The sequence below is a fragment of the Streptomyces sp. NPDC047049 genome (assembly GCF_040643995.1).
GTDB lineage: Bacteria > Actinomycetota > Actinomycetes > Streptomycetales > Streptomycetaceae > Streptomyces > Streptomyces mooreae.
In genome coordinates, this window is sequence record NZ_JBEYVM010000025.1 from 46,492 (window position 1) to 72,889 (window position 26,398).

At 72.0% G+C, this 26,398-nt stretch carries 24 protein-coding genes and 1 pseudogene; 17 read left to right on the forward strand and 8 right to left on the reverse strand.

The genetic code is table 11. The features are described from left to right. Nucleotides 1-7 precede the first annotated feature (7 nt). On the forward strand, nucleotides 8-1,021 hold the full coding sequence (locus ABZ851_RS33875) for an ADP-ribosylglycohydrolase family protein (RefSeq protein WP_361136011.1): 1,014 nt from the start codon (nucleotides 8-10) through the stop codon (nucleotides 1,019-1,021). Further along, the gene (locus ABZ851_RS33880) at nucleotides 1,014-1,886 is read left to right on the forward strand and encodes a nucleotidyltransferase domain-containing protein (RefSeq protein ID WP_361136013.1); all 873 of its coding nucleotides are present in this window, start codon (nucleotides 1,014-1,016) and stop codon (nucleotides 1,884-1,886) included. The genes ABZ851_RS33875 and ABZ851_RS33880 overlap by 8 nt, the downstream gene beginning before the upstream one ends. Before the next feature lie 61 nt (nucleotides 1,887-1,947). Here the strand turns inward: ABZ851_RS33880 and ABZ851_RS33885 are convergent, their stop codons facing one another. Beyond that, nucleotides 1,948-2,643 (reverse strand): nucleotidyltransferase domain-containing protein, encoded by a 696-nt coding sequence (locus tag ABZ851_RS33885; protein WP_361136017.1) that lies wholly within the window; start codon nucleotides 2,641-2,643, stop codon nucleotides 1,948-1,950. 264 nt (nucleotides 2,644-2,907) lie between these two features. Here ABZ851_RS33885 and aroH point away from each other — a divergent pair, with 264 nt between their 5' ends. The 5 genes from aroH (at nucleotide 2,908) to der (ending at nucleotide 7,381) form a co-directional block, all read left to right on the forward strand. Next, nucleotides 2,908-3,270: a chorismate mutase gene (gene aroH, locus ABZ851_RS33890; protein WP_336053234.1), complete on the forward strand. Its 363-nt coding sequence runs from the start codon at nucleotides 2,908-2,910 to the stop codon at nucleotides 3,268-3,270. After that, nucleotides 3,267-4,352: a prephenate dehydrogenase gene (locus tag ABZ851_RS33895; RefSeq protein ID WP_336053236.1), complete on the forward strand. Its 1,086-nt coding sequence runs from the start codon at nucleotides 3,267-3,269 to the stop codon at nucleotides 4,350-4,352. The genes aroH and ABZ851_RS33895 overlap by 4 nt, the downstream gene beginning before the upstream one ends. Before the next feature lie 86 nt (nucleotides 4,353-4,438). Then, nucleotides 4,439-5,173, forward strand: coding sequence for a (d)CMP kinase (gene cmk / locus ABZ851_RS33900; protein WP_311625739.1), 735 nt, complete (start codon nucleotides 4,439-4,441; stop codon nucleotides 5,171-5,173). Beyond that, nucleotides 5,170-5,826: a lysophospholipid acyltransferase family protein gene (locus ABZ851_RS33905; RefSeq protein ID WP_361136021.1), complete on the forward strand. Its 657-nt coding sequence runs from the start codon at nucleotides 5,170-5,172 to the stop codon at nucleotides 5,824-5,826. The genes cmk and ABZ851_RS33905 overlap by 4 nt, the downstream gene beginning before the upstream one ends. 94 nt (nucleotides 5,827-5,920) lie before the next feature. Beyond that, nucleotides 5,921-7,381 (forward strand): ribosome biogenesis GTPase Der, encoded by a 1,461-nt coding sequence (gene der / locus ABZ851_RS33910; protein WP_088796995.1) that lies wholly within the window; start codon nucleotides 5,921-5,923, stop codon nucleotides 7,379-7,381. 25 nt (nucleotides 7,382-7,406) lie between these two features. Here der and ABZ851_RS33915 read toward each other — a convergent pair whose 3' ends face one another. Together ABZ851_RS33915 and ABZ851_RS33920 are read right to left on the reverse strand one after the other, a co-directional pair. Beyond that, nucleotides 7,407-7,751, reverse strand: coding sequence for a hypothetical protein (locus tag ABZ851_RS33915; RefSeq protein WP_361136024.1), 345 nt, complete (start codon nucleotides 7,749-7,751; stop codon nucleotides 7,407-7,409). A gap of 117 nt (nucleotides 7,752-7,868) precedes the next feature. Next, nucleotides 7,869-8,666: a hypothetical protein gene (locus ABZ851_RS33920; protein ID WP_361136028.1), complete on the reverse strand. Its 798-nt coding sequence runs from the start codon at nucleotides 8,664-8,666 to the stop codon at nucleotides 7,869-7,871. A 284-nt stretch (nucleotides 8,667-8,950) separates the two neighbouring features. On the opposite strand from ABZ851_RS33920, the gene ABZ851_RS33925 reads away from it, so the two are divergent. The 4 genes from ABZ851_RS33925 to ABZ851_RS33940 all read left to right on the forward strand — a co-directional run bounded on the left by ABZ851_RS33925 (nucleotide 8,951) and on the right by ABZ851_RS33940 (nucleotide 13,166). Further along, nucleotides 8,951-9,553, forward strand: a complete 603-nt coding sequence (locus ABZ851_RS33925) for a transglycosylase family protein (RefSeq protein WP_361136031.1) — start codon at nucleotides 8,951-8,953, stop codon at nucleotides 9,551-9,553. A 267-nt stretch (nucleotides 9,554-9,820) separates the two neighbouring features. Beyond that, on the forward strand, nucleotides 9,821-11,080 hold the full coding sequence (locus ABZ851_RS33930) for a glycosyltransferase family 4 protein (RefSeq protein ID WP_361136034.1): 1,260 nt from the start codon (nucleotides 9,821-9,823) through the stop codon (nucleotides 11,078-11,080). Next, nucleotides 11,077-12,054, forward strand: coding sequence for a hypothetical protein (locus ABZ851_RS33935; protein ID WP_361136037.1), 978 nt, complete (start codon nucleotides 11,077-11,079; stop codon nucleotides 12,052-12,054). The genes ABZ851_RS33930 and ABZ851_RS33935 overlap by 4 nt, the downstream gene beginning before the upstream one ends. Nucleotides 12,055-12,125: 71 nt before the next feature. Next, nucleotides 12,126-13,166: a YafY family protein gene (locus tag ABZ851_RS33940; protein WP_361136041.1), complete on the forward strand. Its 1,041-nt coding sequence runs from the start codon at nucleotides 12,126-12,128 to the stop codon at nucleotides 13,164-13,166. Here the strand turns inward: ABZ851_RS33940 and ctaD are convergent. Continuing rightward, on the reverse strand, nucleotides 13,051-14,736 hold the full coding sequence (ctaD, locus tag ABZ851_RS33945; RefSeq protein ID WP_361136044.1) for a cytochrome c oxidase subunit I: 1,686 nt from the start codon (nucleotides 14,734-14,736) through the stop codon (nucleotides 13,051-13,053). The genes ABZ851_RS33940 and ctaD overlap by 116 nt on opposite strands. A 532-nt stretch (nucleotides 14,737-15,268) precedes the next feature. Here ctaD and ABZ851_RS33950 point away from each other — a divergent pair. After that, nucleotides 15,269-15,484 carry an I78 family peptidase inhibitor gene (locus ABZ851_RS33950; protein WP_088796989.1) on the forward strand — a complete coding sequence of 72 codons (216 nt, stop codon included), beginning with the start codon at nucleotides 15,269-15,271 and terminating at the stop codon, nucleotides 15,482-15,484. A 103-nt stretch (nucleotides 15,485-15,587) separates the two neighbouring features. Here the strand turns inward: ABZ851_RS33950 and ABZ851_RS33955 are convergent, their stop codons facing one another. Next, nucleotides 15,588-16,622: a phosphatase PAP2 family protein gene (locus ABZ851_RS33955; RefSeq protein ID WP_361136047.1), complete on the reverse strand. Its 1,035-nt coding sequence runs from the start codon at nucleotides 16,620-16,622 to the stop codon at nucleotides 15,588-15,590. A gap of 286 nt (nucleotides 16,623-16,908) precedes the next feature. Continuing rightward, nucleotides 16,909-18,102: a glycosyltransferase family 39 protein gene (locus tag ABZ851_RS33960; RefSeq protein WP_361136051.1), complete on the reverse strand. Its 1,194-nt coding sequence runs from the start codon at nucleotides 18,100-18,102 to the stop codon at nucleotides 16,909-16,911. A gap of 211 nt (nucleotides 18,103-18,313) precedes the next feature. On the opposite strand from ABZ851_RS33960, the gene ABZ851_RS33965 reads away from it, so the two are divergent. Both ABZ851_RS33965 and ABZ851_RS33970 read left to right on the forward strand, forming a co-directional pair. Beyond that, complete coding sequence (locus ABZ851_RS33965; protein ID WP_361136054.1) at nucleotides 18,314-19,966, forward strand: MFS transporter; 1,653 nt, start codon at nucleotides 18,314-18,316, stop codon at nucleotides 19,964-19,966. A 180-nt stretch (nucleotides 19,967-20,146) separates the two neighbouring features. After that, nucleotides 20,147-21,376 (forward strand): acyl-CoA dehydrogenase family protein, encoded by a 1,230-nt coding sequence (locus ABZ851_RS33970; RefSeq protein WP_361136057.1) that lies wholly within the window; start codon nucleotides 20,147-20,149, stop codon nucleotides 21,374-21,376. 106 nt (nucleotides 21,377-21,482) lie between these two features. Here the strand turns inward: ABZ851_RS33970 and ABZ851_RS33975 are convergent, their stop codons facing one another. Next, nucleotides 21,483-21,932 carry a cell division protein SepF gene (locus tag ABZ851_RS33975; protein ID WP_336053256.1) on the reverse strand — a complete coding sequence of 150 codons (450 nt, stop codon included), beginning with the start codon at nucleotides 21,930-21,932 and terminating at the stop codon, nucleotides 21,483-21,485. Between the two features lie 382 nt (nucleotides 21,933-22,314). Then, nucleotides 22,315-22,461, reverse strand: a pseudogene (locus tag ABZ851_RS33980) (ABC transporter substrate-binding protein); the annotation flags it as partial. Nucleotides 22,462-22,771: 310 nt separating this feature from the next. Between ABZ851_RS33980 and ABZ851_RS33985 the strand changes: the two are divergent. The 3 genes from ABZ851_RS33985 (at nucleotide 22,772) to ABZ851_RS33995 (ending at nucleotide 26,367) form a co-directional block, all read left to right on the forward strand. Then, complete coding sequence (locus tag ABZ851_RS33985; protein ID WP_361136061.1) at nucleotides 22,772-23,671, forward strand: S1 family peptidase; 900 nt, start codon at nucleotides 22,772-22,774, stop codon at nucleotides 23,669-23,671. 262 nt (nucleotides 23,672-23,933) lie between these two features. Next, nucleotides 23,934-24,857, forward strand: a complete 924-nt coding sequence (locus tag ABZ851_RS33990; RefSeq protein ID WP_336053258.1) for a slipin family protein — start codon at nucleotides 23,934-23,936, stop codon at nucleotides 24,855-24,857. A gap of 433 nt (nucleotides 24,858-25,290) precedes the next feature. Beyond that, complete coding sequence (locus ABZ851_RS33995) at nucleotides 25,291-26,367, forward strand: S1 family peptidase (RefSeq protein ID WP_361136065.1); 1,077 nt, start codon at nucleotides 25,291-25,293, stop codon at nucleotides 26,365-26,367. The last annotated feature ends 31 nt before the right edge of the window (nucleotides 26,368-26,398 follow it).

Below are 26,398 nucleotides of genomic sequence, written 5' to 3' on the forward strand. Positions count from 1 at the left end.
TTTTTTGATGGTGTCCACGGGGTCCGCCGCTACCGGCTCGCTGATCGGGCTCGCTCTCGGCGACGCGCTCGGCCTTCCCACCGAGTTCCACGACGTGCCGTCGATCCTGGCCAAGAGCGGCCCGTGGCGGCGGATGGCGCTGCCCGAGCCCGCCCTCGTCACCGACGACACCCAGATGACGCTGGCGCTGGGCCGCGGGCTGCGCACCGCCATGGAGGACGGCGACCTCACGCCGGCCGCTCTCGTGGGTGCCGTGCGCGAGGAGTACGTCGCCTGGTGGCGCTCGCCCGACAACAACCGGGCACCGGGCGGGACGTGCCTGAGGGCCTGTGAACTGCTCAGTGACCGGGACCTGCCCTGGGCCGGGGCCGTCCAGATGGGGTCGAAGGGCTGCGGCGCCAATATGCGGGTCGCGCCGATCGGGCTGGCACCGGGGCTGAGCCCCGAGCAGCGCTCCGGCGCCGCACAGCTGCAGTCCGCACTGACCCATGGGCACCCCACCGCACTGGCCGCCAGTGACCTGACCGCCTACGCCGTACGCGCCCTCGCCGACGGCACACCGCCCGCCGAGCTGCCGGGCCGGCTGCGGGCGTACGCCGAGGACCACCGCACCGTCTACCGGGAGGACTGGCTCGGCGACCTGTGGCGGCGGAGCCAGGAACCCTCCGCGACGGCCTTCGCCGCCCGCGGCTGGGACGAATGCCTCGGTGTCCTGGACCGGCTGGACGCGGCGCTCGGCGCCCCGGACCCGGAGGCCGACCCCTGCCTGGCCACCGGCGCCGGCTGGATCGCCGAAGAGGCGCTGGCCACCGGCCTGCTGTGCTTCCTGCTCTTCCCCGGTGAACCGCTCACCGCGCTGCGCCGGGCCGCCTGCACTTCCGGGGACTCCGACTCGATCGCCTGCCTCACCGGCGCCTTCGCGGGTGCCCACCTGGGCGCCGGGGCCTGGCCCGGGGCGTGGGCCTCCCGTATCGAGTACCGCGAGGAACTACTGGCACTGGGGGAGGCCTGGGATGCCTGAGAACCCGGCATCCACCGGAACGGCCACCGATGCGGCCCCCACAACGGCTCCCGCAACGGCTCCCGCAACGGCCACCGCACGGGAGGCCGTCCTCCGCGCGGCCGGGCTGCCCGCCGTCGGCCTGGGCGCCGTGGTGGCCGAGCAGGACGACCCGCTGGTCTTCGCGACGGTCTCCGGCGCGCACCTGTACGGCTTCCCGTCCCGGGACTCCGACGTCGACCTGCGCGGCGCCCACCTCCTGCCGGCCGCCGCCCTCCTCGGCCTGTACGAGCCCGAGGAGTCCCGGACCCGGATGTGGGAGCAGGACCGCACCGAGCTGGACCTGGTCTCGCACGACCTGCGCAAGTTCGCCCGGCTTTTGCTCCGGCGCAACGGCTACGTACTGGAGCAGCTGGTCTCGCCCCTGGTCGTGCACACCACGCCCGTGCACGACGAACTGCTCGCGCTGGTGCCGGACCTGCTCACCTCCCACCACGCCCACCACTACCGGGGCTTCGCCAGGACCCAGTGGCGGCTGTTCGAGAAGACCGGCGAGCTCAAGCCGCTGCTGTACACGCTGCGCGTGCTGCTCACCGGCATCCACCTGATGGAGAGCGGCCGGGTGCAGCCCCATCTGCCCACGCTGGCGGGCGAGTCGGCCGCGCCCGCCTACCTGCCGGAGCTGATCGCGGCCAAGGAGGCGGCCGAACACGGCACGGCTGGTGGGGTGGTGGACCCGGAGCGGCTGCGCGGGGACGTCGAGGCGCTGCACGCCCGGCTCGACGCCGCGCAGGACGCGACGGCCCTGCCGGACGCTCCCGGTGCCCGCGAGGCGCTGCACGACCTCGTCGTCCGGGCCAGGACCCACTCCCCGGGCCCGGGTTGACCGTCCGGGCGGGACGCCTCGTCCGGGCGGGACGCCTCGTCCGGACCGGGACGGCCGGGCCTCAGCCGAGCGCCGATGCCCGCCGGGCCCGGAACAGGAAGTCGGCCACCCGGCCCCGGTCCGGCTCGGCCGGCAACGGCGAGCCGGACACCGCGGCCTCCGCCTCCTCGGCCAGCCGCGCCATCCGGCGCTCCACGGCGTCCCAGGCCACCTCGCCGCGCCGGACCGCCAGCAGCTCCTCCCGGTCCTGCCCGACGTCCAGCGTGAGCCTGCCGGTACGGAGCAGATCGCGGGACGAGGCCAGCAGCCGCAGCAGATGCATGGCGTGCTTCCAGCGGGGCGCGCCGTGCTGGCGCACATCGGCCCGCAGCTGCTTGAGCTGACCGCCGGCGTAGCCGGTGAAGGTGCGGTGGGCCTGCCGGGACAGGAAGGCGTCGCGCAGCCCGAGCAGTTCCCGGCCGGTGGCGTCGACCCGCTCGACCAGAGGGGAGTGCAGACACTCCAGGATGGTGGGGTTGGCGCGCAGGGCCAGCTGGCAAAAGCGCTCCAGCTCCCAGGAGAACTCCTCCTCGCGCGGCCCCTCCACATGGGTCGGGGGCTTCTCGAAGCCCCAGAAGAGCGGGGTGGGCGCGAGATACACCCCGCGCCGGTCGGTGTCACTGGTCTCCGTGGCCAGACCGAAGGCGCGCGAGCCCATCACACAGGCGTAGACGGTGTGCTCGGCGACCAGGGTGTGACCTTCGGCGGCTTCGGACATGGCGGCGATTGTCGCTGGCGGGATGGTGAATGTCACCAGGTTTTGGAAGCGGAATGTCGAAGTCCGGCGGCGTTCTCACCGTCGGTGGGCGGCCGGTCGCAACCCGCAGAGGCCGCCGGTCGCGACGCGCAGGGACCGCCGCCCGCGCGCCCCCGGCCGTCTCGCCGGCCGGCCGCCGCGTACGGATTGTCGGTGCGGCTGGTTACGCTGATCAGTGCGCGCACAGGTGCGTGACGCGGCACAGAACGCAAGGGGAGCAGCGACGTGGCGGTACGAGCGGTCCGCGGGGCCGTCCAGCTGGAGCGGGACGACGCGGAGCATATGCAGCAGCAGGTCGGCGAACTGCTCACCGCCCTCCTCGAACGCAACGGCCTCACCGCGGACGACCTGATCAGTGTGTGGTTCACCGCCACCCCCGATCTGCACAGCGACTTCCCGGCCGCCGCCGCGCGCGCCCTGGGCATCACGGACGTGCCGCTGATCTGCGCCCAGGAGCTGGACATCACCGGTGCCATGGAGCGCGTGGTACGGGTGCTCGCCCATGTCGAGACCGATCTGTCCAAGGCCGGGATCGCCCATGTCTACCTCGGCGCGGCCGGGGCGCTGCGAAAGGACATCGCGCAGTGAGAAGCGCACTCGTCATCGGAACGGGCCTGATCGGCACCTCCGCCGCGCTGGCGCTGAGCGCCCGCGGCGTCCAGGTCTTCCTGGAGGACCACGACCAGGCCCAGGCCCGTACCGCCGCCGCGCTCGGCGCGGGCACCACCGAGCCGCCCCCGGGCCCGGTCGACCTGGCCGTCGTGGCCGTGCCGCCGGCCCATGTCGCGACGGCGCTGGCCGATGCCATACGGCGCGGGGCGGCCCGCGCCTACCTCGACGTCGCCAGCGTCAAGGGCGGCCCGCGCCGCGAGCTGGAGGCGATGGGCTGCGAGCTGTCCGCCTACCTCGGCACCCACCCGATGGCCGGCAAGGAGCGCTCCGGCCCGCTGGCCGCCACCGCCGACCTCTTCGAGGGCCGGCCCTGGGTGCTCACCCCGACCCGCGACGGCGACACCGAAGTGCTCAATCTCGCACTGGAACTGGTCGCCCTGTGCCGGGCCGTCCCGGTGGTGATGGACGCGGACGCGCACGACCGCGCCGTCGCCCTGGTCTCGCACACCCCGCAACTGGTCTCCAGCCTGGTGGCCGCCCGGCTCAAGGGCGCCGACGAGACCGCCGTACGCCTCTGCGGCCAGGGCATCCGCGATGTGACGCGGATCGCGGCCTCCGATCCGGCGATGTGGATCGACATCCTCTCCGCCAATCCGGGCCCGGTCGCCGATGTGCTGGGCGAGATCGCCGCCGACCTGGACGAGACCGTACGGTCCCTGCGCGCCCTGGAGTCCGCCGACGACGCGAAGCGCGGCGGTGGCGCCGGCGGCATCGAGGACGTGCTCCGCCGCGGCAACGCCGGGCGGGAGCGGGTGCCCGGCAAGCACGGCGCCGCCCCGGCCACCTATGAGATCGTCTCCGTGCACATCGGCGACCAGCCCGGCGAGCTGGCCCGGATCTTCGCCGACGCCGGCCGGGCCGGGGTCAACATCGAGGACGTCCGCATCGAGCACGCCACCGGCCAGCAGGCCGGCTTCATCCAGCTCATGGTCGAGCCGCAGGCCGTCCCGGGACTGACCGCGGAGCTGCGGGAGCGGGGCTGGTCGATCCGGCAATGACACCGTGGACGGCGCCGTGCGGGTGAGCCAGTAACCTTGTCCGAGGCCGTTGTGGCCCTTGGACCCCCGCCCCGTGTACAAGAAAGGTGTTCGTCACCGTGGAAACCGCCGCTCGGACCGCCCCGGCAGCAGTGATTGTCGCCATCGACGGCCCCGCAGGCACGGGCAAGTCCAGCACGTCCAAGGCCGTCGCCGCCAAGCTGGGCCTCGGCTACCTCGACACCGGCGCCCAGTACCGCGCGATCACCTGGTGGATGCTGACCAACGGCATCGACGTCAACGACGCAACCGCGGTGGCCGACGCCTCCGCCAAGCCCGTGATCGTCTCCGGCACCGACCCGGCCGCCCCGACCATCACGGTCGACGGCCTGGACGCCGCGGGCCCGATCCGCACCCAGGAGGTCACCGCCGCGGTCAGCGCCGTCAGCGCCGTGCCCGAGGTGCGGACCCTGATCACCGATCTGCAGCGCAGCATCGCCGCCGAGGCCCCCAACGGCATCGTCGTCGAGGGCCGGGACATCGGCATCACCGTCCTGCCCGACGCCGACCTCAAGGTCTTCCTCACCGCCTCCCCGGAGGCGCGGGCGGCCCGCCGCAGCGGTGAGCTCAAGGGGAAGGAGGCCGGTGACCTGGCCGCCACCCGCGAGGCGCTGATCAAGCGGGACGCCGCCGACTCCGGCCGCAAGACCTCCCCGCTGGCCAAGGCGGACGACGCCGTCGAGGTCGACACCACCGAGCTCACGCTGGAGCAGGTCATCGAGTGCGTGGTCACCCTCATCGAGGGCGCCGGTGCCGAGAAGGCAGGGCGGGTCGCCCGGTGACCGACAGCGGCGGGGCCCCGAGCGAGGCGGGCGCCGCGGTCGGCCGGCGGATCGGCATCGGCCTGATGTACGGGCTGTGGCGGCCGCGGGTGCTGGGCGCCTGGCGGGTGCCCCCGTCCGGCCCGGTGATCCTGGCCGTCAACCACTCGCACGGCATCGACGGCCCGATGTTGATGGGCACCGCGCCGCGGCCGGTGCACTTCCTGATCAAGAAGGAAGCCTTCGTCGGCCCGCTGGACCCGTTCCTGCGGGGCATCGGGCAGCTGAAGGTGGACCGCGAGACCACCGACCGCAAGGCGATCACCGACGCCCTCGGGGTACTGGCCCAGGGCGGAGTGCTGGGAATCTTCCCGGAAGGCACCCGCGGCGAGGGCGACTTCGCGTCCCTGCGCGCGGGCCTGGCGTACTTCGCGGTGCGCTCCGGCGCCCCGGTGGTGCCGGTGGCGGTGCTCGGCAGCACGGAGCGGCACAGTCGGCTGACACCGGCCGTGCCGCCGTTGCGCTCCCGCGTCGATGTCGTCTTCGGTGACGCCTTCGAAGCGGGCGACAACAGTGGCCGGCGCACCCGTAAGGCGCTCGACGAGGCGACCGTACGGATCCAGGAGCGGCTGACCGCCCACCTGGCACAGGCCAGGCGCCTGACCGGGCGCTGAAGAGACGTGAGTAGTGGGCCGCGGACGAGCGGCCCACCGATCACGAGGACCACGCGGCGGTAGCCGCACATTGAATGCGTGAGGAACGGACTTCATGAACGACCAGATCCCCGCCGGCGACGAGCACGGTGCGCTGGGCGACGCCGAGTACGCGGAGTTCATGGAGCTCGCCGCGGAGGAGGGCTTCGACCTCGAGGAGGTCGAGGGCGACATCGCCGCGGCCGGCCACGGCCCGCTGCCCGTCCTCGCCGTCATCGGCCGCCCCAATGTCGGCAAGTCGACCCTGGTGAACCGCATCATCGGCCGCCGGGAAGCGGTCGTCGAGGACAAGCCGGGCGTCACCCGCGACCGCGTCACCTACGAGGCCGACTGGAACGGCCGCCGCTTCAAGGTCGTCGACACCGGCGGCTGGGAGCAGGACGTCCTCGGCATCGACGCCTCCGTGGCGCTGCAGGCCGAGTTCGCCATCGAGGCCGCCGACGCGGTGGTCTTCGTGGTCGACGCCAAGGTCGGCGCCACCGACACCGACGAGGCCGTCGTCAAGCTGCTGCGCCGGGCCGGCAAGCCCGTCGTCCTGGTCGCCAACAAGGTCGACGGCCCGTCGGGCGAGGCCGACGCCGCCATGCTGTGGTCGCTGGGCCTGGGCGAGCCCTACCCGGTCTCCGCGCTGCACGGCCGGGGCACCGGCGACATGCTCGACGCCGCGCTGGAGGCGCTGCCCGAGGCCCCCGCGCAGACCTTCGGCACCGCCCTCGGCGGCCCCCGCCGGATCGCGCTGATCGGCCGGCCGAACGTCGGCAAGTCGTCGCTGCTGAACAAGGTCGCCGGCGAGGAGCGGGTGGTCGTCAACGAGCAGGCCGGCACCACCCGCGACCCGGTCGACGAGATGATCGAACTGGGCGGCAAGACCTGGAAGTTCGTCGACACCGCCGGTATCCGCCGCCGGGTGCACCTCCAGGAAGGCGCCGACTACTACGCCTCGCTGCGCACCGCGGCGGCCGTCGAGAAGGCCGAGGTCGCGGTCGTCCTGATCGACGCGTCCGAATCCATCAGCGTCCAGGACCAGCGCATCGTCACGATGGCCGTGGAGGCCGGACGCGCCCTGGTCATCGCCTACAACAAGTGGGACACCCTCGACGAGGAGCGCCGCTTCTACCTGGAGCGGGAGATCGAGCGGGACCTCGTGCAGATCCCCTGGGCGATGCGGGTGAACGTCTCCGCGCGTACCGGCCGGCACATGGAGAAGCTGGTCCCGGCGATCGAGACCGCGCTGGAGGGCTGGGAGACCCGGATCCCCACCGGGCGGCTGAACGCCTTCCTCGGTGAGATCGTCGCCTCCCACCCGCACCCGATCCGCGGCGGCAAGCAGCCCCGCATCCTCTTCGGCACCCAGGCGGGCACCAAGCCGCCGCGCTTCGTCCTGTTCGCCTCCGGCTTCCTGGAGGCCGGCTACCGCCGCTTCGTCGAGCGGCGGCTGCGTGAGGAGTTCGGCTTCGACGGCACGCCGATCCACATCTCCGTGCGGGTGCGCGAGAAGCGCAGCAAGAAGAAGTAGCGGCGGATCGGGCCGCGCGGACCGCTCAGTGTCCGTGCGGCCGGGCGTCCCGCTGCGCCGGTGGCAGCGCCGCCGGGACATGGCCCCGCGGGTGGTACGGCTGCCGGCTGACGACCTCCCAGTGGCCCGCGGACGCCGCCGTACGGTTCCAGTTCACGGCACCGCGCAGCGACTCCGGGAGCTCCGGCTCGTCCGTACGGTCCCCGGGCAGGGCCCGGAAAGCGCGGCGGTACTCGGCGTACAGCGCGTCATAGATCGGCGTGGCCGAACCATGCTCCGTGGTGTGCGTCGTCCGGTGTTCGTAGGACGGGCGCATGCCGGGGATCGGGTGGGTGTACGGGGCGCGGGAGGACGGGTCGTATGCGTGCACGTCTGTGCCAACGACCTCGACGGCCGCGGGATGCGGCTTTCGTGCGGAAATGGCTGATCGCGGGGGCGTGACCGTCCGGAATGGCGGTCCGCCCCCGCGATCGGGTGCCGGGGGCTGTCAGGTGCCGGCCAGCGGCATCTCCGCGGCGACCAGGGTGCCCTTGGCCGCGGCCTTCTCCAGCGCCTCGCGCATCAGGTCCTCGCGGGGCTGGTGGCCGATGGAGCCCGCGGGCGCCGCGTACATCAGCACCGACTGCGCCTTGTTGGCCGCGGCGCGCCAGCCGTCCGAGACGGCCAGCGGCTGGTGGGCCTGCCACCAGGCGGCCTGCTGGCCGGCGCCGCCCGGCTGCAGGACGGCGTGCAGTTTGCCCATGGCCAGCAGCGCGGACCAGCCCGGGTTCGGACCGGGGAGCTGGTCCACGTCCGTCACCGGGTGGAAGCCCTGCTCCAGGAGCAGCGGAAGGAAGGCGTCGTCCGGGCCGGCCGTGCCGGGGCGGGCGATCGGGCCGTCCGGCTCGACCACCAGGGCCGGGCGCAGGTCGCCCTCGACCAGCACCAGACCGCAGGTGATCCCGAGGGTCGCCTGGCGCGGGGTGGTGGGGAGCGGGACGGCCGGGGCGGGAGTCTCGGGGGCGGCGTCCTCGCCGGTGATGGAGCGCACGGCTCCCTGAAGCTGCTCCTCCGACACCGGGACGACCTGCGAGGGGATGCAGGTGGCGTGGGCGAACGCGAGCACCGCGGTCTCCTCGCCCACGAACAGGACGGTGCTGGTGCGCTCCTGCTCACTGTCCCCGGGGGTCCGGCAGGAGGTGCAGTCATAGCTGCCGGGGGCGTCGCCACCGGCCAGCAGGCGGTCGGCTTCTTCGTCGCCGATCTCGGCGCGAACGTCGTCGCTGACGTCGAGCATGCGCGGCACGGGTGGCTCCTCGATCTCTGTGCGTCTGCCGGGTGGTCTCCCGGCTCGTACAAGGACAACGGGTGACCTGCGGCAGGAGTCACGCGAGGGCGGGAACGGAATCGAACCAATCCCCGCACAGCGGAAAACCGTGGAAAGCCGCCCCAGAAGCGGTCACATAACGCCAACTCTTGCGCAGAACTTGGCGCAGTCGGCGGTGTTCCGTACACCGGACCGGGTGGGTGCGGGGTCCTGAGGGCGTGGCGCGCTGGTCAGCGGCCGACGGCTGCTTACCGTCACCGGCTATGTCGGACAACTCTTCGGCGCCTCGGCGCTTCGTGGGATCCGTCGGGCTGCTCACCGTGGCCGCCGCCCTGGTGCTGTGCCTGCCCGGCGCCGCCGCCGCCGACGGGACCGGCGGCGGCCCCGGCGGCAAGACCACGCACGCCTGCGCCGCCGACCATTGGCCCTGGGGCTGCCTCGCGGAGTGCGAGAGCAGCGGGGACTGGCACGTCAACACCGGCAACACCTTCTACGGCGGGCTGCAGTTCTGGCAGCCCACCTGGGAGGCCTTCGGCGGCCTCGACTTCGCGGAGCGGGCCGATCTCGCCACCCGCAAGGAGCAGATCAAGATCGCGAAGCGGGTGCAGGCCGCCCAGGGATGGGGCGCCTGGCCGGTGTGCGCCCGGCGTTACGGACTGCTTCCCCCCGCGCGGACCCATGTCGTACGGAGCGGGGAGACGCTGGGCGAGATCGCCGAGAAGTACCAGGTGAAGGGCGGCTGGCGGGCGCTGTACAGCGCCAACCGCTCGACCATCGGGCCGGATCCCGGCAAGCTCATGGCCGGCACCAAGCTGCGGCTCCCCGAGAGCCCGAAGAAGCACTCCCGTCCGGCGGACGACGAATGACGGGCGGGCGGCGGGAGTTCAGCGGCGGGAACGCCGCGCCGGAAGGCCTGGTGAACGCGGCGGAGGCGGAGGGGATCCCAGGTCGGGAGGTTCCCTGCCGCAGCTACCGATGACCTAACTTTTGCGGAACAAGTTGGCGAAAGACCCAACCGGGAACCGGTTTTCGCGGTCCTACCGTTCGCAGGGGGATGCGTCGCGCCATCGGGAGGGGGGCGCGACGCATCCCACGGGGAGACCGGAACGGAAGACCAGGGGACACGGGGACGGATGCACATCTCATTCCTGATTCACAATGCCTACGGCATCGGGGGGACGATCCGGACGACGTTCAACCTCGCGCGTACGCTCGCCGAGCAGCACGAGGTCGAGATCGTGTCCGTACTGCGCCACCGCGACGCCCCGGTCTTCGACCTCGGCCCGCGCGTCGCGCTGCGGCATCTCGTGGACCTCAGGGAGAACAGCCCCGCCTACGAGGGCGCGGACCCCGCGCACGCCCGCCCCGCCAGGATATTTCCCGCCGCCGAGAACCGGTTCGGCCAGTACAGCGAGCTCACCGACGGCCGGATAGCCCAGCATCTGCGCCGGATGGAGACGGACGTGGTGGTCGGCACCCGGCCCGGTCTCAATGTGCACATCGCCAAGCAGGCGCGCCGCGGCCCGGTCCGGATAGGCCAGGAGCACCTGACCCTGGACACCCACAGCAAGGCGCTCAAACTCGCACTGCGCAGCGCCTATCCGCGCCTCGACGCGGTCACCACCGTCACCGAGGCCGACGCCCGTGCCTACCGCCGCACGCTGCGGCTGCCCGGTGTGCGGGTCGAGTCGGTGCCCAACAGCGTGCCGGCGTCCGCTCTCGCGCCCGCGGACGGCAGCGGCAAGTGGGTCGTCGCGGCCGGCCGGCTCACCCGCGTCAAGCGCTATGACGTCCTCATCCGCGCCTTCGCCCAGGTCGTCGCCGAGCGCCCCGACTGGCGGCTGCGGATATACGGCGGCGGCACCGAGAAGGCCGCGCTGCGCGCCCTGATCGACGAACTCGGCCTGTACAACCACGTCTTCCTGATGGGCCCGGCCAACCCCCTGGAGCCGGAGTGGGCCAAGGGCTCGATCGCGGCGGTCTCCTCCAGCCTGGAGTCCTTCGGGATGACCATCGTCGAGGCCATGCGCTGCGGCCTCCCGGTCGTCGCCACCAACTGCCCGCACGGGCCCGGCGAGATCATCGACGACGGGGTGGACGGCAAGCTGGTCCCGGTCGGCAATCCGGAGGCGCTGGCCGGCTCGCTGCTCACGCTGATCAACGACGACGACGCCCGCAAGCGGATGGGCGGGGCCGCGCTGGCCTCGTCCGCCCGCTTCGACCCCGCCACGGTCGCGGAACGCCATGAAGAGCTCTTCGCCGAACTGCTCGCCCGCAGGCGGGGCCACCGGCTGCGCGGCAGCCTGCATCGCGCCCGGGGAGCCCTGCTCGGCGGCGCATACGCCACCAAGGATGCGGCCCGCGCCGCGATGAGAGGGGTGCGGACGGTATGACGGCGCCGAGCCAACTGACCGTGACCGGAGACGAGATGAAGGAGTCCGCTGCCATTGATCAGAAAACCGGAGTTCCGGTGAGCGCGCACACCCCGGGCCCCGAACGGACGGGGGAGCGGGGCACGGAGGCGGAGCCGGCCGCACTGCGGGCCGACTGCATCGCGGACTCCGCGGGCGGCCTCACCTTCGACCTGAGCGTCCCCCAGGACACCCCCACCGCCTGGAGCGCGGCGCTGGTGCTGCGGCTGCGCGGCGGCGACGGCGCGGACGACGAGGTACGGCTGCCGCTCGGCCCGAACGGCGCCGGGCGCCTGCGCGCGGTGCTGCCGAGCACCGTCTCCCTCGCCGAGGGCCGCTGGAACGCCTACGCCGACCTCGGCGACGGCCGGGACCCGCGACGCCTGCTGCCGGGCGTCAACGACCTGCGGTCGCTGGTCGACCGCAGGCCGCTGGCGGGCATCGGCCGGCTCGGTGTGCGCATCCCGTACGCGACCAAGTTCGGCAACCTCGCGCTGCGCAGCTGGCTGCGCGGTCCGCACGCCGAAGCCGGTGACATCCTTGTCGCGCCCGACGGCATGACGGTCTCCGGCCGGCTCTACGGCACCGTGCCGGGCTCCGGTGCCCGCGCCGAGGCACGGTCGCGCCGCGCCCCGGACTCTCCGGGCGCCGCACCGGCCACGGTCACCGTCCCGCTGACCGTCGAGGGCTCCGGGTTCACCTTCACGCTGCCCTACGAGGAGCTGGCCGGCCGGTGGCAGCAGGGCAGCGAGCCCTGGGACCTGTGGCTGCGCCCCGCCGAGGGCGCCCGGCCGGTGCGCATCGCGCGCCTCCTCGACGACGTGGCCGACAAGAAGCAGGTCTTCAGCTACCCCGCGCTGCCGGTGCCGGCCGCGGCGGAAGAGCTGCGGATCGGCCCGTATTACACGCTCGACAACGACCTGGCCGTCCGGGTCGCGGGGCCTGCCGGGGACTGACGGAGCGGCGCCCGCGGTCCCGGTGGCCATCGAGGACCGCGGCTGTCCGCGAAGGCTGCGAGACTCGGGCCATGTTGGAGACCTCGGCACGTCTGCTTCGCCTGCTCTCGCTGCTGCAGGCCCACCGGGAGTGGTCCGGCGCGGAGCTCGCCGACCGGCTCGACGTCACCCCGCGCACGGTGCGCCGGGACATCGACCGGCTGCGCGAGCTGGGCTACCCCGTCCACTCCGCGCCGGGGAAGGCCGGCGGCTACCGGCTCGGCGCCGGTGCCGAACTCCCGCCGCTGCTGCTCGACGACGAGGAGGCGGTGGCGGTCGCGGTCGGGCTGCGCACGGCGGCGGTGGGCGGCGTCGAGGGCATCGAGGAGTCCTCCGTACGCGCGCTGGCCAAGCTGGAGCAGGTGCTGCCGCACCGGCTGCAGCGCCAGATCGGTGCGCTGAACGCCTTCACGGTCCCGCTGCCCGGCAGCGGCGGTCCCCGGGTGGACCCGAACCTCCTCACCGAGCTCGCGCACGCCTGCCGCGACTGCCGGCAGTTCCGCTTCGACTACACCACCCACGACGGCACCTGCTCCCGCCGCATCGTGGAGCCGCACCGCCTCGTCTGCGCCCGGCGCCACTGGTACCTCGTCGCCTGGGACGTGGACCGTGCGGACTGGCGCACCTACCGCGTCGACCGCCTCACCCCCACCCCGCCGCACGGGCCGCGCTTCACGCCCCGCCCGCCGCCGGCGGCGGATCTCGCCGCGTATGTCTCCCGGGGGATCTCCACCCGGGTCTACGCCCGGCAGGCCACCGTGCTGCTGCACGCCCCGCTGGAGCGCGCCGCGGAGCGCATCGGCCCGGCCGCCGGGACGCTCGAAGCCGTCGACGAGCAGTCCTGTCTGCTGCGTACCGGGGCGCACAGCCTGGAGCTGATGGTGCTCCACATCGTGCTGACCGGATTCGACTTCGAGGTCCGCGAGCCGCCGGAGCTGCAAAGCCGCATACGGGAGATCAGGGACCGGCTCTCCCGGGCACTGGCGGCGGCGTCGCCGTCGGCTGCTTCCCCACCTCCGGATGGTGCAGATCGAAGGCGGGGGACTCGGAACGGACCTTCGGAAGAGTCGTGAAGTTGTGCCGCGGCGGCGGCGAGGAGGTCGCCCACTCCAGGGAGCGGCCGAAGCCCCAGGGGTCGTCCGCGGTGATCCGGGAGCCGTGGCGGGTGGTCTTCCAGACGTTGTAGAGGAACGGCAGCGTGGACAGGCCCAGCAGGAAGGAGCCGACGGTGGAGAGGGTGTTGAGGGCCGTGAAGCCGTCGGCGGCCAGATAGTCGGCATAGCGCCGCGGCATGCCTTCCGCGCCCAGCCAGTGCTGGACGAGGAACGTGGTGTGGAAGCCGACGAACAGTGTCCAGAAGTGGATCTTTCCCAGCCGCTCGTCGAGCATCTTGCCGGTGAATTTCGGCCACCAGAAGTAGAAGCCCGCGTAGGTGGCGAAGACGACCGTCCCGAAGACGACGTAGTGGAAGTGGCCGACGACGAAGTAGGTGTCGGTGACGTGGAAGTCCATCGGCGGGGAGGCGAGGATGACGCCGGTCAGCCCGCCGAACAGAAAGCTCACCAGGAACCCCGCCGACCACAGCATCGGCGTCTCGAAGGACACCGAGCCGTGCCACATGGTGCCGATCCAGTTGAAGAACTTCACCCCGGTCGGCGCCGCGATCAGGAACGACAGGAGGGAGAAGAACGGCAGCAGCACCGCCCCCGTCGCGAACATGTGGTGCGCCCAGACCATCGCCGACAGGGCCGTGATGGCCATCGTCGCCCCGATCAGCATCACGTAGCCGAAGATCGGCTTGCGGGAGAAGACCGGGATGATCTCCGTGATGATGCCGAAGAACGGCAGCGCGATGATGTAGACCTCGGGATGGCCGAAGAACCAGAACAGGTGCTGCCACAGCAGCGCACCGCCCCACCGCGCCTCGAACACCACCGACCCGAACTGCCGGTCCGCCTCCAGCACCAGCAGCGCCGCCGCCAGCACGGGGAACGCCATCAGCACCAGGATCGAGGTGAAGAGGATGTTCCAGGTGAACACCGGCATCCGGAACATCGTCATCCCGGGCGCCCGCAGCACGATGATCGTGGTGATGAAGTTGACGGCACCGAGGATGGTGCCGAAGCCGGCCAGCGCCAGCCCCATGATCCACATATCGGCGCCGACGCCGGGGGAGCGGACCATCGAATTCAGCGGGGCGTAGGCCGTCCACCCGAAGGCCGGGCCGCCGAACGGCGTGAGGAAACTGCCCAGCACGATCAGGCCGCCGAAGAGGAAGAGCCAGTACGAGAACATGTTCAGCCGCGGGAAGGCCACATCGGGCGAGCCGATCTGCAACGGCATGATCTCGTTGGCGAAACCGGCGAATGCGGGGGTGGCGAAGAGCAGCAGCATGATCGTGCCGTGCATGGTCACCGCCTGGTTGAACTGCTCCGCACCGATGATCTGCAGCCCCGGCCGGGCCAGTTCGGCGCGCATCACCAGCGCCAGCAGACCGCCCACCAGGAAGAAGCCGAACGCGGTGATCAGATAGAGGTGCCCGATCTTCTTGTGGTCGGTGGTCGTCAGCCAGTCGACCAGCACCGCCCCGCGGCGCCGCGCCCCGGGGGGCCGCAGTTCCGCCTGGCCGGTGTCGGTAACCATCCGCTGCGCCCCGTTCGTCGAAGGTGTACTGGGCCCGGCACATGATGCTCGCGCGGGGGGCGCAGAGCGAGGTGGCGCTCCGGTCCGTTCCGGTGGGATCAGGCGGTCCGGTGGCCGGTCCGGTGGTCGCTCCGGCGTACGGCGGGCGGAAGGGGCCGGAGCGGGCGCGGAGGCGGCAAGCGGGGCGATGTGCGGGAAATGTGTGCGGAGTGTGTCTCGTTGGACAATTCCCGGCGGCCGATAAAGAACGCCAGATACGGGTAATCCGAAACTCACCGGGGATTATTTTCGGACGGCCGGCCGCGATGCGCCGAGTTACCCATCACGTTTCGCATTTGATCAAGGCGGAATTCCGGCCGCTTAATTTTCCACCCGGTTGCGCCGTCACGCGGCGCGTAAGGGTGACGGAAGCTCCGGCAAACGCACCAGCGTTCGCTGTGACACAAGTGTGACGAAGGCCGGACCGGGAGGTCACCGAGGTGTGCGGGGGCCGGGGTTCCGCGGGCCGGCCCGGGCGCCTACGGTGGCTGTCATGGCTGACGTACCGAACCTTCCGGACAACCCTCAGGACGACATCGAGGCGTATGTCGGCCTTGCCCAGCAGGACGCCGAAGAACAGGCCAGAGGGCGCGGCTGGACCACGGTCCGCTCGCTGCCGCCGGGCGCGATCATCACCATGGAGTACCTGGCCGGCCGCCTCAATTTCGAGGTCAAGGACGGCACGGTGCACCGCACCTGGCAGGGCTGAGCGCCGTACGCACGACGAAGGCCCCGGCCGCTTTGTGGGGAGCGGCCGGGGCCTTCGGTGCGGGGCGGGGGTGTGCGTACCGGCCCCGCCGCCTGCGCCGTGCTCAGCCGTTCGCGTTGCGGCCGCGCCCGGAGATCGGGCTGAGCGGCGTCGTGCGCGAACGGTCCGCGTGCGGCGGTCGCCGGCTGCCCGCCGGGGTGACCGGGGCGCGCTCCGAACGGATGGTGTACGGGCGCGAGGGGTGGTGCGGCCAGGTGTCCGGGTTGTGGGCGGCGGACCGGCCGCCCGTGCCGGCGGAGATCGTCTCGCGGACCAGCACCTCGCCGTCGGGGGCGATGCGCTGCCGGGACACCCCGGGAGCCAGCGAGCCGACCGGCAGCGGGCCGCGCAGCGAATCGGGGCGCAGCCGCAGCCACAGCCGCAGCAGGATGCCCATCAGGCGGTCCTCGAACCAGGTGATCCCGGGCTCCAGCCAGGGCATCGCCAGCAGCACCAGCAGCCCCGCGGCCCAGCCGAGCAGCACATCGCTGACCCAGTGGGTGCCGAGGTAGACGGTGGTCATGCCGACGCCCAGCGCGCCCAGCGCGGCGATCACCGACAGCGTGCGGCGGCGCAGCGAGGTGGTCGCCAGGTAGGCCAGCACACCCCAGGTGACCACGGCGTTCGCGGTGTGACCCGAGGGGAATATGTCGCCCCCGAGCCCCATCTCGTTGGCGCCCACCACGGTCGCGTAGTGCGGGCCGAGCCGCCCCATGCCGAGCTTGGCGGCGCCCACGGTGACGTTCAGCAGCAGCAGTGAGGCGCCGAGCACCAGCAGCGGGTGGAGGTTGCGCTGGCGCCAGCAGCGCCAGCCCAGCCATGCCGCCACCGCCACCGCGGTCGGTCCGCGCTGCCCCAGTACAACGAAGTAGTCGAGGAAGGCATGGATCTCAGGCCACTGCTTGTACGGCCTGAAGAACATGACTTGCCAGTCGAACGTGACCAGCCATGTAGTAGCCAGCACCCCGGCCACGATCGCGAGGTACACCGCCAGCGTTCCCCAGAACAGCCACAGGCGGGTCCGGGTCATGCGGGGCGGTCGGACGCGATCGGTCGGGCGCTGCTCCTCCATCTGGTCGAGCTTGTCATCGGTACGCACTCAATCGACGTTACCGCGTGTGATGTAGGTGCTTGGTCAAACTGTGCGCTTTGTAATGACGATGTGATGTGGAATGTGTCTCAATCGGGGCTTCGGAGCTGGGATTTGGCGGGGAATTCCCGGCGATTCTCAATCGCTTCCCGGGGCCCGCGTGTCGTCACCATGAGCGCCTTATCTGCTTTTCTCCCGGCGGAGTTTATCGGTCTGTCGCCCGGGGGTCGCGCGACGTTCCCCCGCGGGGGTGTCACGGAAAGCGTTCGTTCGGTCACCAAGGGTTGCGAGGGGGTCACGGTGGACCCGAACCGTTCAGCCAGAACGCCCCGTACGCCGCGGAGCCGGCCGCCACCAGGGCGACGGCCAGCCAGGACCGGACCGGGTGCCGGCGCGCGAGCCCGGCCGCCGCCGGCAGCAGCAGCGGATAGGCCGGCAGCATCAGCCGCGGCTTGGACCCGAAGTAGCCCTTGGCGGTCAGCGCGAGCAGCAGCACCGTGCCGCCGTAGACCACCAGCGGCAGCGGCTGGCCCTGCCGCACGCCGCGCACATACAGCCAGAGCACCAGCCCGACGCCGAGGAGCAGCCCGAGTCCCGCCGCGAACGAGGGGCCCGACAGCAGCTCCCCGAGGAAGGCGCCGAAGGCGATCCCCCCGTCGAAGCCGTTGCCCCAGCCCGCCTGGACGTCCAGATAGCCGGTGAACGAGCCCTGCCGCGCCGCCACCCACAGGAAGTACCCGCCCCAGCCGAGCGGGGCGAGCAGCACGCCGGGCAGCAGGCCCGGCTGCGCGCGCAGCGCCGCGCGCCCCCATACGCCGCCGGTCCGCTGCCGCCACAGCGTCGCCGCCGCGGTGACCCACACCGCCGCGACCACCGCCGCACCCACCGGCCGGGTCAGCCCGGCCAGCGAGGCCAGCACCCCCGCCCACACCCAGCGCCCGGTCAGCACGGCATACAGGGACCAGGCCGCGAGCGCGGTGAACAGCGACTCCGAGTACGCCATCGACTGCACGATCCCGACCGGCACCGCGGCCCACAGCGCCGCCAGGGCGACCCCGGCCCGGTGTCCGTGCAGCCGCTCGCCGGTCGCGTACAGCGCCCAGGCGGCGGCCAGCGACGCCAGCCAGGACACCACCAGCCCGGCATCGGCGGGCGACAGCGGCACCACGGCCGACAGGCCCCGCTCCAAAGACGGCAGCAGTGGGAAGAACGCCAGGTCGGAGTGGACGGCGCCGTGCGGCAGCTGCACCGTGTAGCCATAGCCCTGCTCGGCGACCCGGGTGTACCAGAGCGCATCCCAGCGGACGGCCAGCAGCGTGTGCCAGTCCTTGCCGTTGACCGTGGACCAGACCCCGAGGACGACGAGCCCCAGCAGCCGGATCGCCGCGAAGGCCGCCAGCGCGGGCGCGGCCCGGCGCAGCGCGGCCCGTGCGGCGGGCACGTCGCACAGGGGCCGGGCGGGAACGGCCGCGGAGGCAAGATCGTTCATCCGGAAGATTATCCAGGTGGCCGAAGAACGATTGCCGACGGCGGGGTGGGGAACGCACGGCGCTGCGATGTGCGTCTCTTCGTGAGGTGAGCCACGCGGCAGCCACCGGGACTCGCGTAGTCTGACGTCTCTACTCGCTTGTGCCGCCGGTTCCACCGGGGCGTTTTCGCGCCCTGATCCGTGGCCGCGAGAGCATGACTGGAGGTGCTGCATGTCCGGGACGACCGCGTCCGGCAGTGGACGGACGGCTGGTGTTCCCCGGCTCACCGGCGGCGGCGCGAACCGCTGGACCGTGCTGATCGTGCTCTGCGTCAGTTTGCTGTTCGTCGCACTGGACACCACGATCCTGTACGTCGCCGTGCCCTCCGTCACCGAGGACCTGCGGCCGGGCCCGGTGGAACTCCTCTGGATCGTCGACGTCTACCCGCTGATCGCGGCCTCGCTGTTGATCCTGTTCGGCACCCTCGGCGACCGGGTCGGCCGCCGCCGTGTCCTCCTTCTCGGCTACGGCCTCTTCGGCCTGGCCTCGGCCGCCGCCGCGCTCGCGCCCAACCCGCAGATCCTGATGGTGGCCCGCGCCCTGCTCGGCATCGGCGGCGCCATGATCATGCCGGCCACGCTGTCGATCCTGCGGCAGGTCTTCCCCGACCGGCGCGAGCGCGCGGTCGCCATCGGCGTGTGGAGCGCGGTGGCCGCGGTCGGTGCCGCGGTCGGTCCGGTCCTCGGCGGCTTCCTCGTCGAGAACTTCTGGTGGGGCTCGGTCTTCCTCATCAACATCCCGATGATGGCCGCGATGCTGCTGATAGGCCGGTGGCTGCTGCCCGAGTCGCGCGGGGAGCGCAACGGTCCCTGGGACGTGATCGGCGCGGTCGTCGCGGGGCTCGGTGTGCTGGGCATCGTCCTCGGCGTCAAGCGGATCGGCAGCGGCGCGGCCGTGCTGGGCCCGACCACGCTCCTGCCCATCGTCCTCGGCATGCTGCTGCTGGTCCTGTTCGTACGCCGCCAGCGCCGGCGCACGCACCCGCTGATCGATATGCGGCTGTTCGCCAGGCCGGCCTTCGGCACCTCCGTCGGCTGCATCGTGCTGGCCATGCTCGCCCTGGTGGGCCTGCAGCTGATCGCTGTCCAGTACCTCCAGCTCGTGCTCGGACTGAGCCCGCTGCAGACCGGTCTGCGGATGCTGCCGCTGGTCTTCGCCGCGATGGCCGCCGGCCTGACCGGCTCGAAGATGCTGCAGGCCCTCGGCCCGCGCGCGATGGTGTCCCTCGGCTTCGTGCTGACCGCCGTCGCGGTGCTCTGTCTGACCGCGATGAGCAGCCAGGACCGCCCCTGGCTGCTGTCCGCGGGCTTCGTCCTGCTCGGTTTCGGCTTCCAGTCCACGCTGTTCGGGGCGTACGAGTCGATGCTCAGCGAGGCGCCCGCCGAACAGTCGGGCGGGGCCGCCGCGATCGGGGAGACCTCCTACCAACTCGGCGCGGGGATCGGTGTCGCCCTGCTCGGCAGCGTCATGAACGCCGCCTACGCCCCGGGCCTGGCGCATGTGGACGGCGTTCCCGGGCGGGCCTCCGCCTCGGCCGCGCACTCCCTCGGCGAGGCCTACAAGGTGGCCGCCGGACTGGGCGAGGGTGCCAAGGTGGCGCTGCGTGAGGCCGCCCGGGAGTCCTTCGTCCACGGGCTGCACGTCACGCTCGTCGCCAGCGCCGTGCTGCTGCTGGTCGGTGCGGGGATCGCGCTGCGGCTGCCGCGCCGGGCGGCGGAGTCCACGGAGCGGGCGGAAGCGGACGGGGAGCCTGCCCCGGGCGGCGGCACGGCCGGTGCCGGCCGCGGCAGCGGTGAGCCCGCCCCGGCGAGTTCCGGCCGCTGACCGGCGTTTCTCCCTGCGGGCGTCGCTGCCCCGCCCTGCGCGTGCCTGCCCGACCGATGGCTGCCCGCCCCGCCGCGCGGCGGTGACCCTTGCCGCGCGGCACCGGGGGCCGTACCGTCGGAAGCGAATAACTACCGCTGCTAGTTTTTCGCCAGCGCTGAACCCGCCGGAGGCCCCGCCATGCCCGCAAAGCCGTCCGCCACCTCCCCGGTGTCCGCAGCCCCGGTGGTCCCGCCGTTCGACCCCGGTGACCCGCTGGGCCTCGACGACCTGCTGACCGACGAGGACCGTGCCGTCCGGGACACCGTCCGGGGGTGGGCCGCGGGCCGCGTCCTGCCGCACATCGCCGACTGGTACGAGCGCGGTGAGCTGCCCGGTATCCGTGAACTCGCCCGCGAACTCGGCTCCCTGGGCGCCCTGGGGATGTCCCTGACCGGCTACGGCTGTACGGGCGCCTCCGCCGTCCAGTACGGCCTGGCCTGCCTGGAGCTGGAGGCCGCCGACTCCGGAATCCGCTCCCTGGTCTCCGTCCAGGGCTCGCTCGCCATGTACGCGATCTGGCGCTTCGGCTCCGAGGAGCAGAAGCAGCAGTGGCTGCCCCGGATGGCGGCCGGCGAGATCATCGGCTGCTTCGGCCTGACCGAACCGGACATCGGCTCGGACCCCGCCGCGATGCGGACGCACGCCAAGCGCGAGGGCGGGCGCGGCGGCGACTGGGTGCTCAACGGGCGCAAGATGTGGATCACCAATGGCTCGGTGGCCGGCGTCGCGGTGGTCTGGGCCCGTACCGACGACGGCATCCGCGGCTTCCTGGTCCCCGCCGGCACCCCCGGGTTCTCGGCCCCCGAGATCAAGCACAAGTGGTCCCTGCGGGCCTCGGTGACCAGCGAACTCGTCCTGGACGACGTACGGCTGCCGGCCGACGCGGTGCTCCCGGAGGTCACCGGGCTGCGCGGCCCGCTCGGCTGCCTCAGCCATGCCCGCTACGGCATCATCTGGGGCTCCATGGGGGCCGCCCGCACCAGCTTCCAGGCGGCGCTGGACTACGCGACGACGCGGGAGCAGTTCGGCAAGCCCATCGGCGGCTTCCAGCTCACCCAGGCCAAGCTCGCCGACATGGCCGTCGAACTGCACAAGGGAATCCTGCTGGCCCACCATCTGGGGCAGCGGATGGACGCGGGGCGGCTGCGCCCCGAGCAGATCAGCTTCGGGAAGCTGAACAACGTACGGGAGGCGATCGAGATCTGCCGCACGGCCCGGACGGTCCTCGGGGCCAACGGGATCTCGCTGGAGTACCCCGTCATGCGGCATGCGACCAACCTGGAATCGGTGCTCACCTACGAGGGCACCGTCGAGATGCACCAGCTGGTGCTCGGCAAGGCGCTCACCGGTCTGGACGCCTTCCGGTGAGCGGCCCCGCCCGCTCAGGCCGGTCGCTGCGTGATCCGGGGGCCCGCACACCGGCGGCTGCCGCCGCGAGCCCCCGGACCCCCGGCCAAGAGCACGCGGGTCGCGCTCAACTCTGGTTGAAGAAACCGCCGTTGCGGTGGGCGCGGGCCTCGCCGCTGACGACCTGGTAGTCGGCGGGGGTCAGCAGGAACACCCGGGTGGCGACCCGCTCGATCGAACCCCGCAGACCGAACGTCAGGCCGGCCGCGAAGTCCACCACCCGCTTGGCGTCGGAGGGCTCCATGGCCGTCAGATTGACGATCACCGGGACCCCGTCCCGGAAGAGTTCACCGATGCCGCGGGCGTCCCGGAAGCTCTCCGGGGTGACCGTGGCGATGCGGGTGCCCTGGTCCTGGGCGCTCTCGTCGGCCACCCGGACCCGGGGGTCGGTGACCCAGGGGCTGTCACCCGGGTCGCCGGCATCGGGTCCCTCGGCGTAGTCGTCGTCGTAGTAGCGCTCGTCATCACTGTCGTCGACGAGGCCAAGCCAGGCGCTCGCCTTGCGCACCGATCCCATTGACGCCTCCTCTCACCCGCGGTGTCTGTGTGTGTACCCCTATCGTCGTCCATCAGGCCGACAGTGTGCCAAGTGGATAGCCGCCGCACGGGGGGTTCGTGACACATCTGGTGCAAAGAGGGTGGCGCGTCATCACCTTTCGCGCCCCGTAAGGAAACTGACAGTATGAAGAGCCTCACGGTCGGTACCTGACCCGCCCCGGACGGGAATCGGTCAGCGGCAGGCGGACCGGACCGGCCGGTAGGTTCATACGCGGGACCAGCGCACATGTCCCGTCGTCCGACGGGCCCGGATCAGCGGGCCTCCGGCGGGCTGGTCCGCGATGCGGTCAGGGCGGAGGGCCCGGCGCCCCACTTCTTGAGGGTCCGGTCGGTGCCGTGGCCTGGGCGCACCGGTGCCGGTTCTCCTCCGGCGTCGTCCCGGAGGTGGTGCCGGCGCCGGTGGCGACCGTCAGCCCGCACGGCTGCCGCAGTGAGCCGACCTTCTTCAGCGGGCTGTCCTTGCGGACCGCGAAGCCCTGGCCGTCGCTCCGCCGGCCGGCGGGCGGAACCGCGTCGTCCGCTGATCCGTCCCACCCCTGACCGAGGGGGTCAGCGCCGCCCCGGCAGCCGTCAACGAGGCTGCCGGGGCGGAGCGTTGCGGCGGTGCGGCCATGAAGCACGTGTATCCGGCACAAGACAATCGTGTGGACCTCTTGCGCTGCGGGGGTGGCGCGCCCGAAACTCCGCTCAGCGCTTGTCAGGGGCACGCTGAAAATGAACGTGCGGATTCTCGCGTGCCCTTCGGCTGCGCCTCACGGGCTGCCCACCGGCGGCCCCCCGATCCCCTCGGAGGAATCAGTGAGGAACGAGCGCACCACCCCCCGCAGCGGCGTAGCGAGACGCACCCGGCTGATCGCCGTGGCGTCCGGACTGGTGGCCGTCGGTGCCATCGCCATCCCCACCGCCAACGCGCAGATCCCCGCCCCCGCAAGGACGTTCAGCGCCACCCAGCTCACCGCCGTCGGCCAGGCGATACGCGGCGCGGATGTCGCGGGCACCGCCTGGCGGGTCGACAGCAAGAGCCACACCCTGGTCGTCACCGCCGACCGCACGGTCTCCCAGGCGGAGATCGCCAGGATCGAGCGGGCCGCGGGCAGCAATGCCGATGCGGTCCGCATCGACCGGATCGCGGGCACCTTCCGCAAGTTCATCTCCGGCGGCGACGCCATCTACGCCCCCAGCTGGCGCTGCTCGCTGGGCTTCAACGTCCGCAGCGGCAGCACCTACTACGCCCTGACCGCCGGTCACTGCACCGACGGCAACCCGCCGTGGACCACCGGCTCCGGTGCGAGCATCGGCCCGACCGTGGGCAGCAGCTTCCCCGGCAACGACTACGGCATCATCAAGTACACCGGCTCGGTCTCCCACGCGGGCACGGTCGGCAGTCAGGACATCACCAGCGCCGGCACCCCCTCCGTCGGCCAGTCGGTCACCCGACGGGGCTCCACCACCGGCATCCACAGCGGCAAGGTGACCGCGCTGAACGCCACCGTCAACTACGGCGGCGGCGACATCGTCTCCGGACTGATCCAGACCACCGTCTGCGCCGAGCCCGGCGACAGCGGCGGCCCGCTCTACTCCGGGACCAAGGCGCTCGGCCTCACCTCCGGCGGCAGCGGCGACTGCACGTCCGGCGGCACCACGTTCTTCCAGCCGGTCACCGAGGCGCTGAGCGCCTACGGGGTGAGCGTCTACTGACGCCGGCCGGCTGACCTCCGTACGGCCCGGCCCGCGCGCACCGGGCCCGTACGGCGGGCAACCGTACCGATCGCCGGGTCCGGCTCCAGCGGCACACCGGACCCTTCTCCGGCAGCACGAGGGCCCCCGTCCACCGGTGGACGGGGGCCCGGTCGCGCCCGGTGGCGCCTGGTGTGGGTTTCCTCGCCCGCCTTCCCTGGCCGGGCATACCATGGTAAAAAGCGCGATTCGGACGGCGCGCGGCACATGTCAGGGAGCCGTGATGGTCGAAGAGCTGGTGACTGCCGGGGTGGCGCTGGCCTCCGTGGGGGCCGTGTATCTCGTGGCCGCGGCGCGGGTGGTCAAGCAGTACGAGCGGGGTGTGGTGCTCCGGCTGGGGCGGCTGGCCTCCGAGGTGCGCGGGCCTGGGTTCACCATGATCGTTCCGGGCATCGACCGGATGCGCAAGGTCAACATGCAGATCGTCACGATGCCGGTGCCCGCCCAGGAGGGCATCACCCGGGACAACGTGACCGTCCGGGTCGACGCGGTCGTCTATTTCAAGGTCGTGGACGCCGCGGACGCGGTCATCCGGGTCGAGGACTACCGTTTCGCGGTCTCGCAGATGGCCCAGACCTCACTGCGGTCGATCATCGGCAAGAGCGAACTGGACGACCTGCTGTCCAACCGGGAAAAGCTCAATCAGGGCCTGGAGCTGATGATGGACAGCCCGGCCATCGGCTGGGGGGTGACCGTCGACCGGGTCGAGATCAAGGACGTCTCGCTGCCGGAGACGATGAAGCGGTCGATGGCCCGCCAGGCGGAGGCGACCCGGGACCGGCGGGCCCGGGTGATCAACGCCGATGCCGAGCTGCAGGCGTCCAAGAAGCTGGCCGAGGCGGCCCTGGCGATGTCCGACCAGCCCGCGGCGCTGCAACTGCGGCTGCTGCAGACCGTGGTGGCGGTCGCCGCCGAGAAGAATTCCACCCTTGTCCTGCCTTTCCCGGTCGAACTGCTGCGGTTCCTGGAGCGCTCCGGGCTGCAGGCCCAGGCACAGACCGCGGCGGCCGAGGCGGAGCGGGCCGCCGGGCGGCGCCCGGACGGTCCGGCGCGGTCCGGGACCTCGGGTGCGGCCGTCGAGGGCGGTGAGGAGGGTGCGCCGCCCCCGGAGCTGGAGGACCTTCCGGACGCCGAGGAGCTGTCGTAGCCGCGGAGCGGGAACTCCGTTCCTGATGTCTGCTTTTTCGTCGTATGTGCCTGATTATGCAGTCACATACGGCGTTCTCCGCTGTACGGGGGCCGGATCCCGGCCGCCGTTTTCCGGCCAGCTATAGTCCTCACACGTTGCCGTCCGCCGGGGTGCCCGGTGTGCCTGCTGATGTCCGCACTCGGGGTCGAGGTGTGCGGACATCGGTGTGACCCTCGTGTGGCGAAATCGTGAACTCCCGTATGTGAGACCGGAACCCGGTCTTGTGCGCGAGTGAGGCGGATGGCAATACTCGGCTCCGCACGTGGGCATGGGCGCGCCTCCCGGGATCCGCCCCCCCCCGGGCAGATCCGTTCCTGCCCTGACTCCTCACTCTCCGGGCTCGGGCAACTCCCCACAGTTTCCGGGCTCTTCCCCCCACGGAGGCTCTGACTTGAAGCACCGTCGCATACCCAACCGGCGTGTCATCGTCGCAGGTGCCGGAGCCCTTGCGCTCGCGGCCACCGCCACTGTCACCCTCGCCAACGCCAACGCGTCCACGGCCCCCGCGCGCACCCCCGCGCTCGCCAAGCTGACCTCCACCGCGGCGTCGGCCCTCGCCTCCCACCTCAAGACGGACACGGCCGGTTCCTTCTACGACGCCAAGGCCAAGAAGCTGGTCGTCAATGTGGTGAACAAGGCGCAGGCCCAGGCCGTGCGGGCGAAGGGGGCGGAGGCTAGACTCGTCAAGCACACCTTCGCCCAGCTCGACTCGGCCCGGCGGACGCTGAAGTCGAAGGCGACCATCCCCGGCACGTCCTGGGGCATCGACCCGCAGAGCAACAAGGTCGTGGTCACCGCCGACCGCACGGTCAAGGGCGCCAAGCTGGACCGGCTCACCAAGGTCGCCAAGGCCCTCGGCGACAAGGTCGAGGTGCGCCACAGCAAGGGCGAGTTCACACCCTTCATCGGCGGCGGCGACGCGATCTGGGGGAGCGGGGCCCGCTGCTCGCTCGGCTTCAACGTCGTCAAGGACGGCGAGCCGTACTTCCTGACGGCCGGCCACTGCGGGAACGAGATCAAGAGCTGGTCCGACAAGCAGGGCGGCTCGGCGATCGCGACCACCGAGGACTCCAAGTTCCCGGGCGACGACTTCTCCCTGGCCAAGTACACGGGCGACACCCCGCACCCCAGCGAGGTCGACCTCTACAACGGCAGCACGCAGAAGATCACCAAGGCCGCGGAGGCCACCGTCGGCGAGAAGGTGCAGCGCAGCGGCAGCACCACTCAGGTCCACGACGGCACCGTCAAGGCGCTGAACGCCAGCGTCAACTACCAGGAGGGCACGGTCGAGGGCCTGATCCAGACCGATGTCTGCGCCGAGCCCGGTGACAGCGGTGGCGCGCTCTTCGACGGCGACGCCGCGATCGGCCTCACCTCCGGCGGCAGTGGCGACTGCTCCAAGGGTGGCGAAACCTTCTTCCAGCCGGTCCCGGAGGCCCTGAAGGCCTACGGCGCCCAGATCGGCTGACCCCCGCGCGGCAGCGCACCCTTCCGGCGCA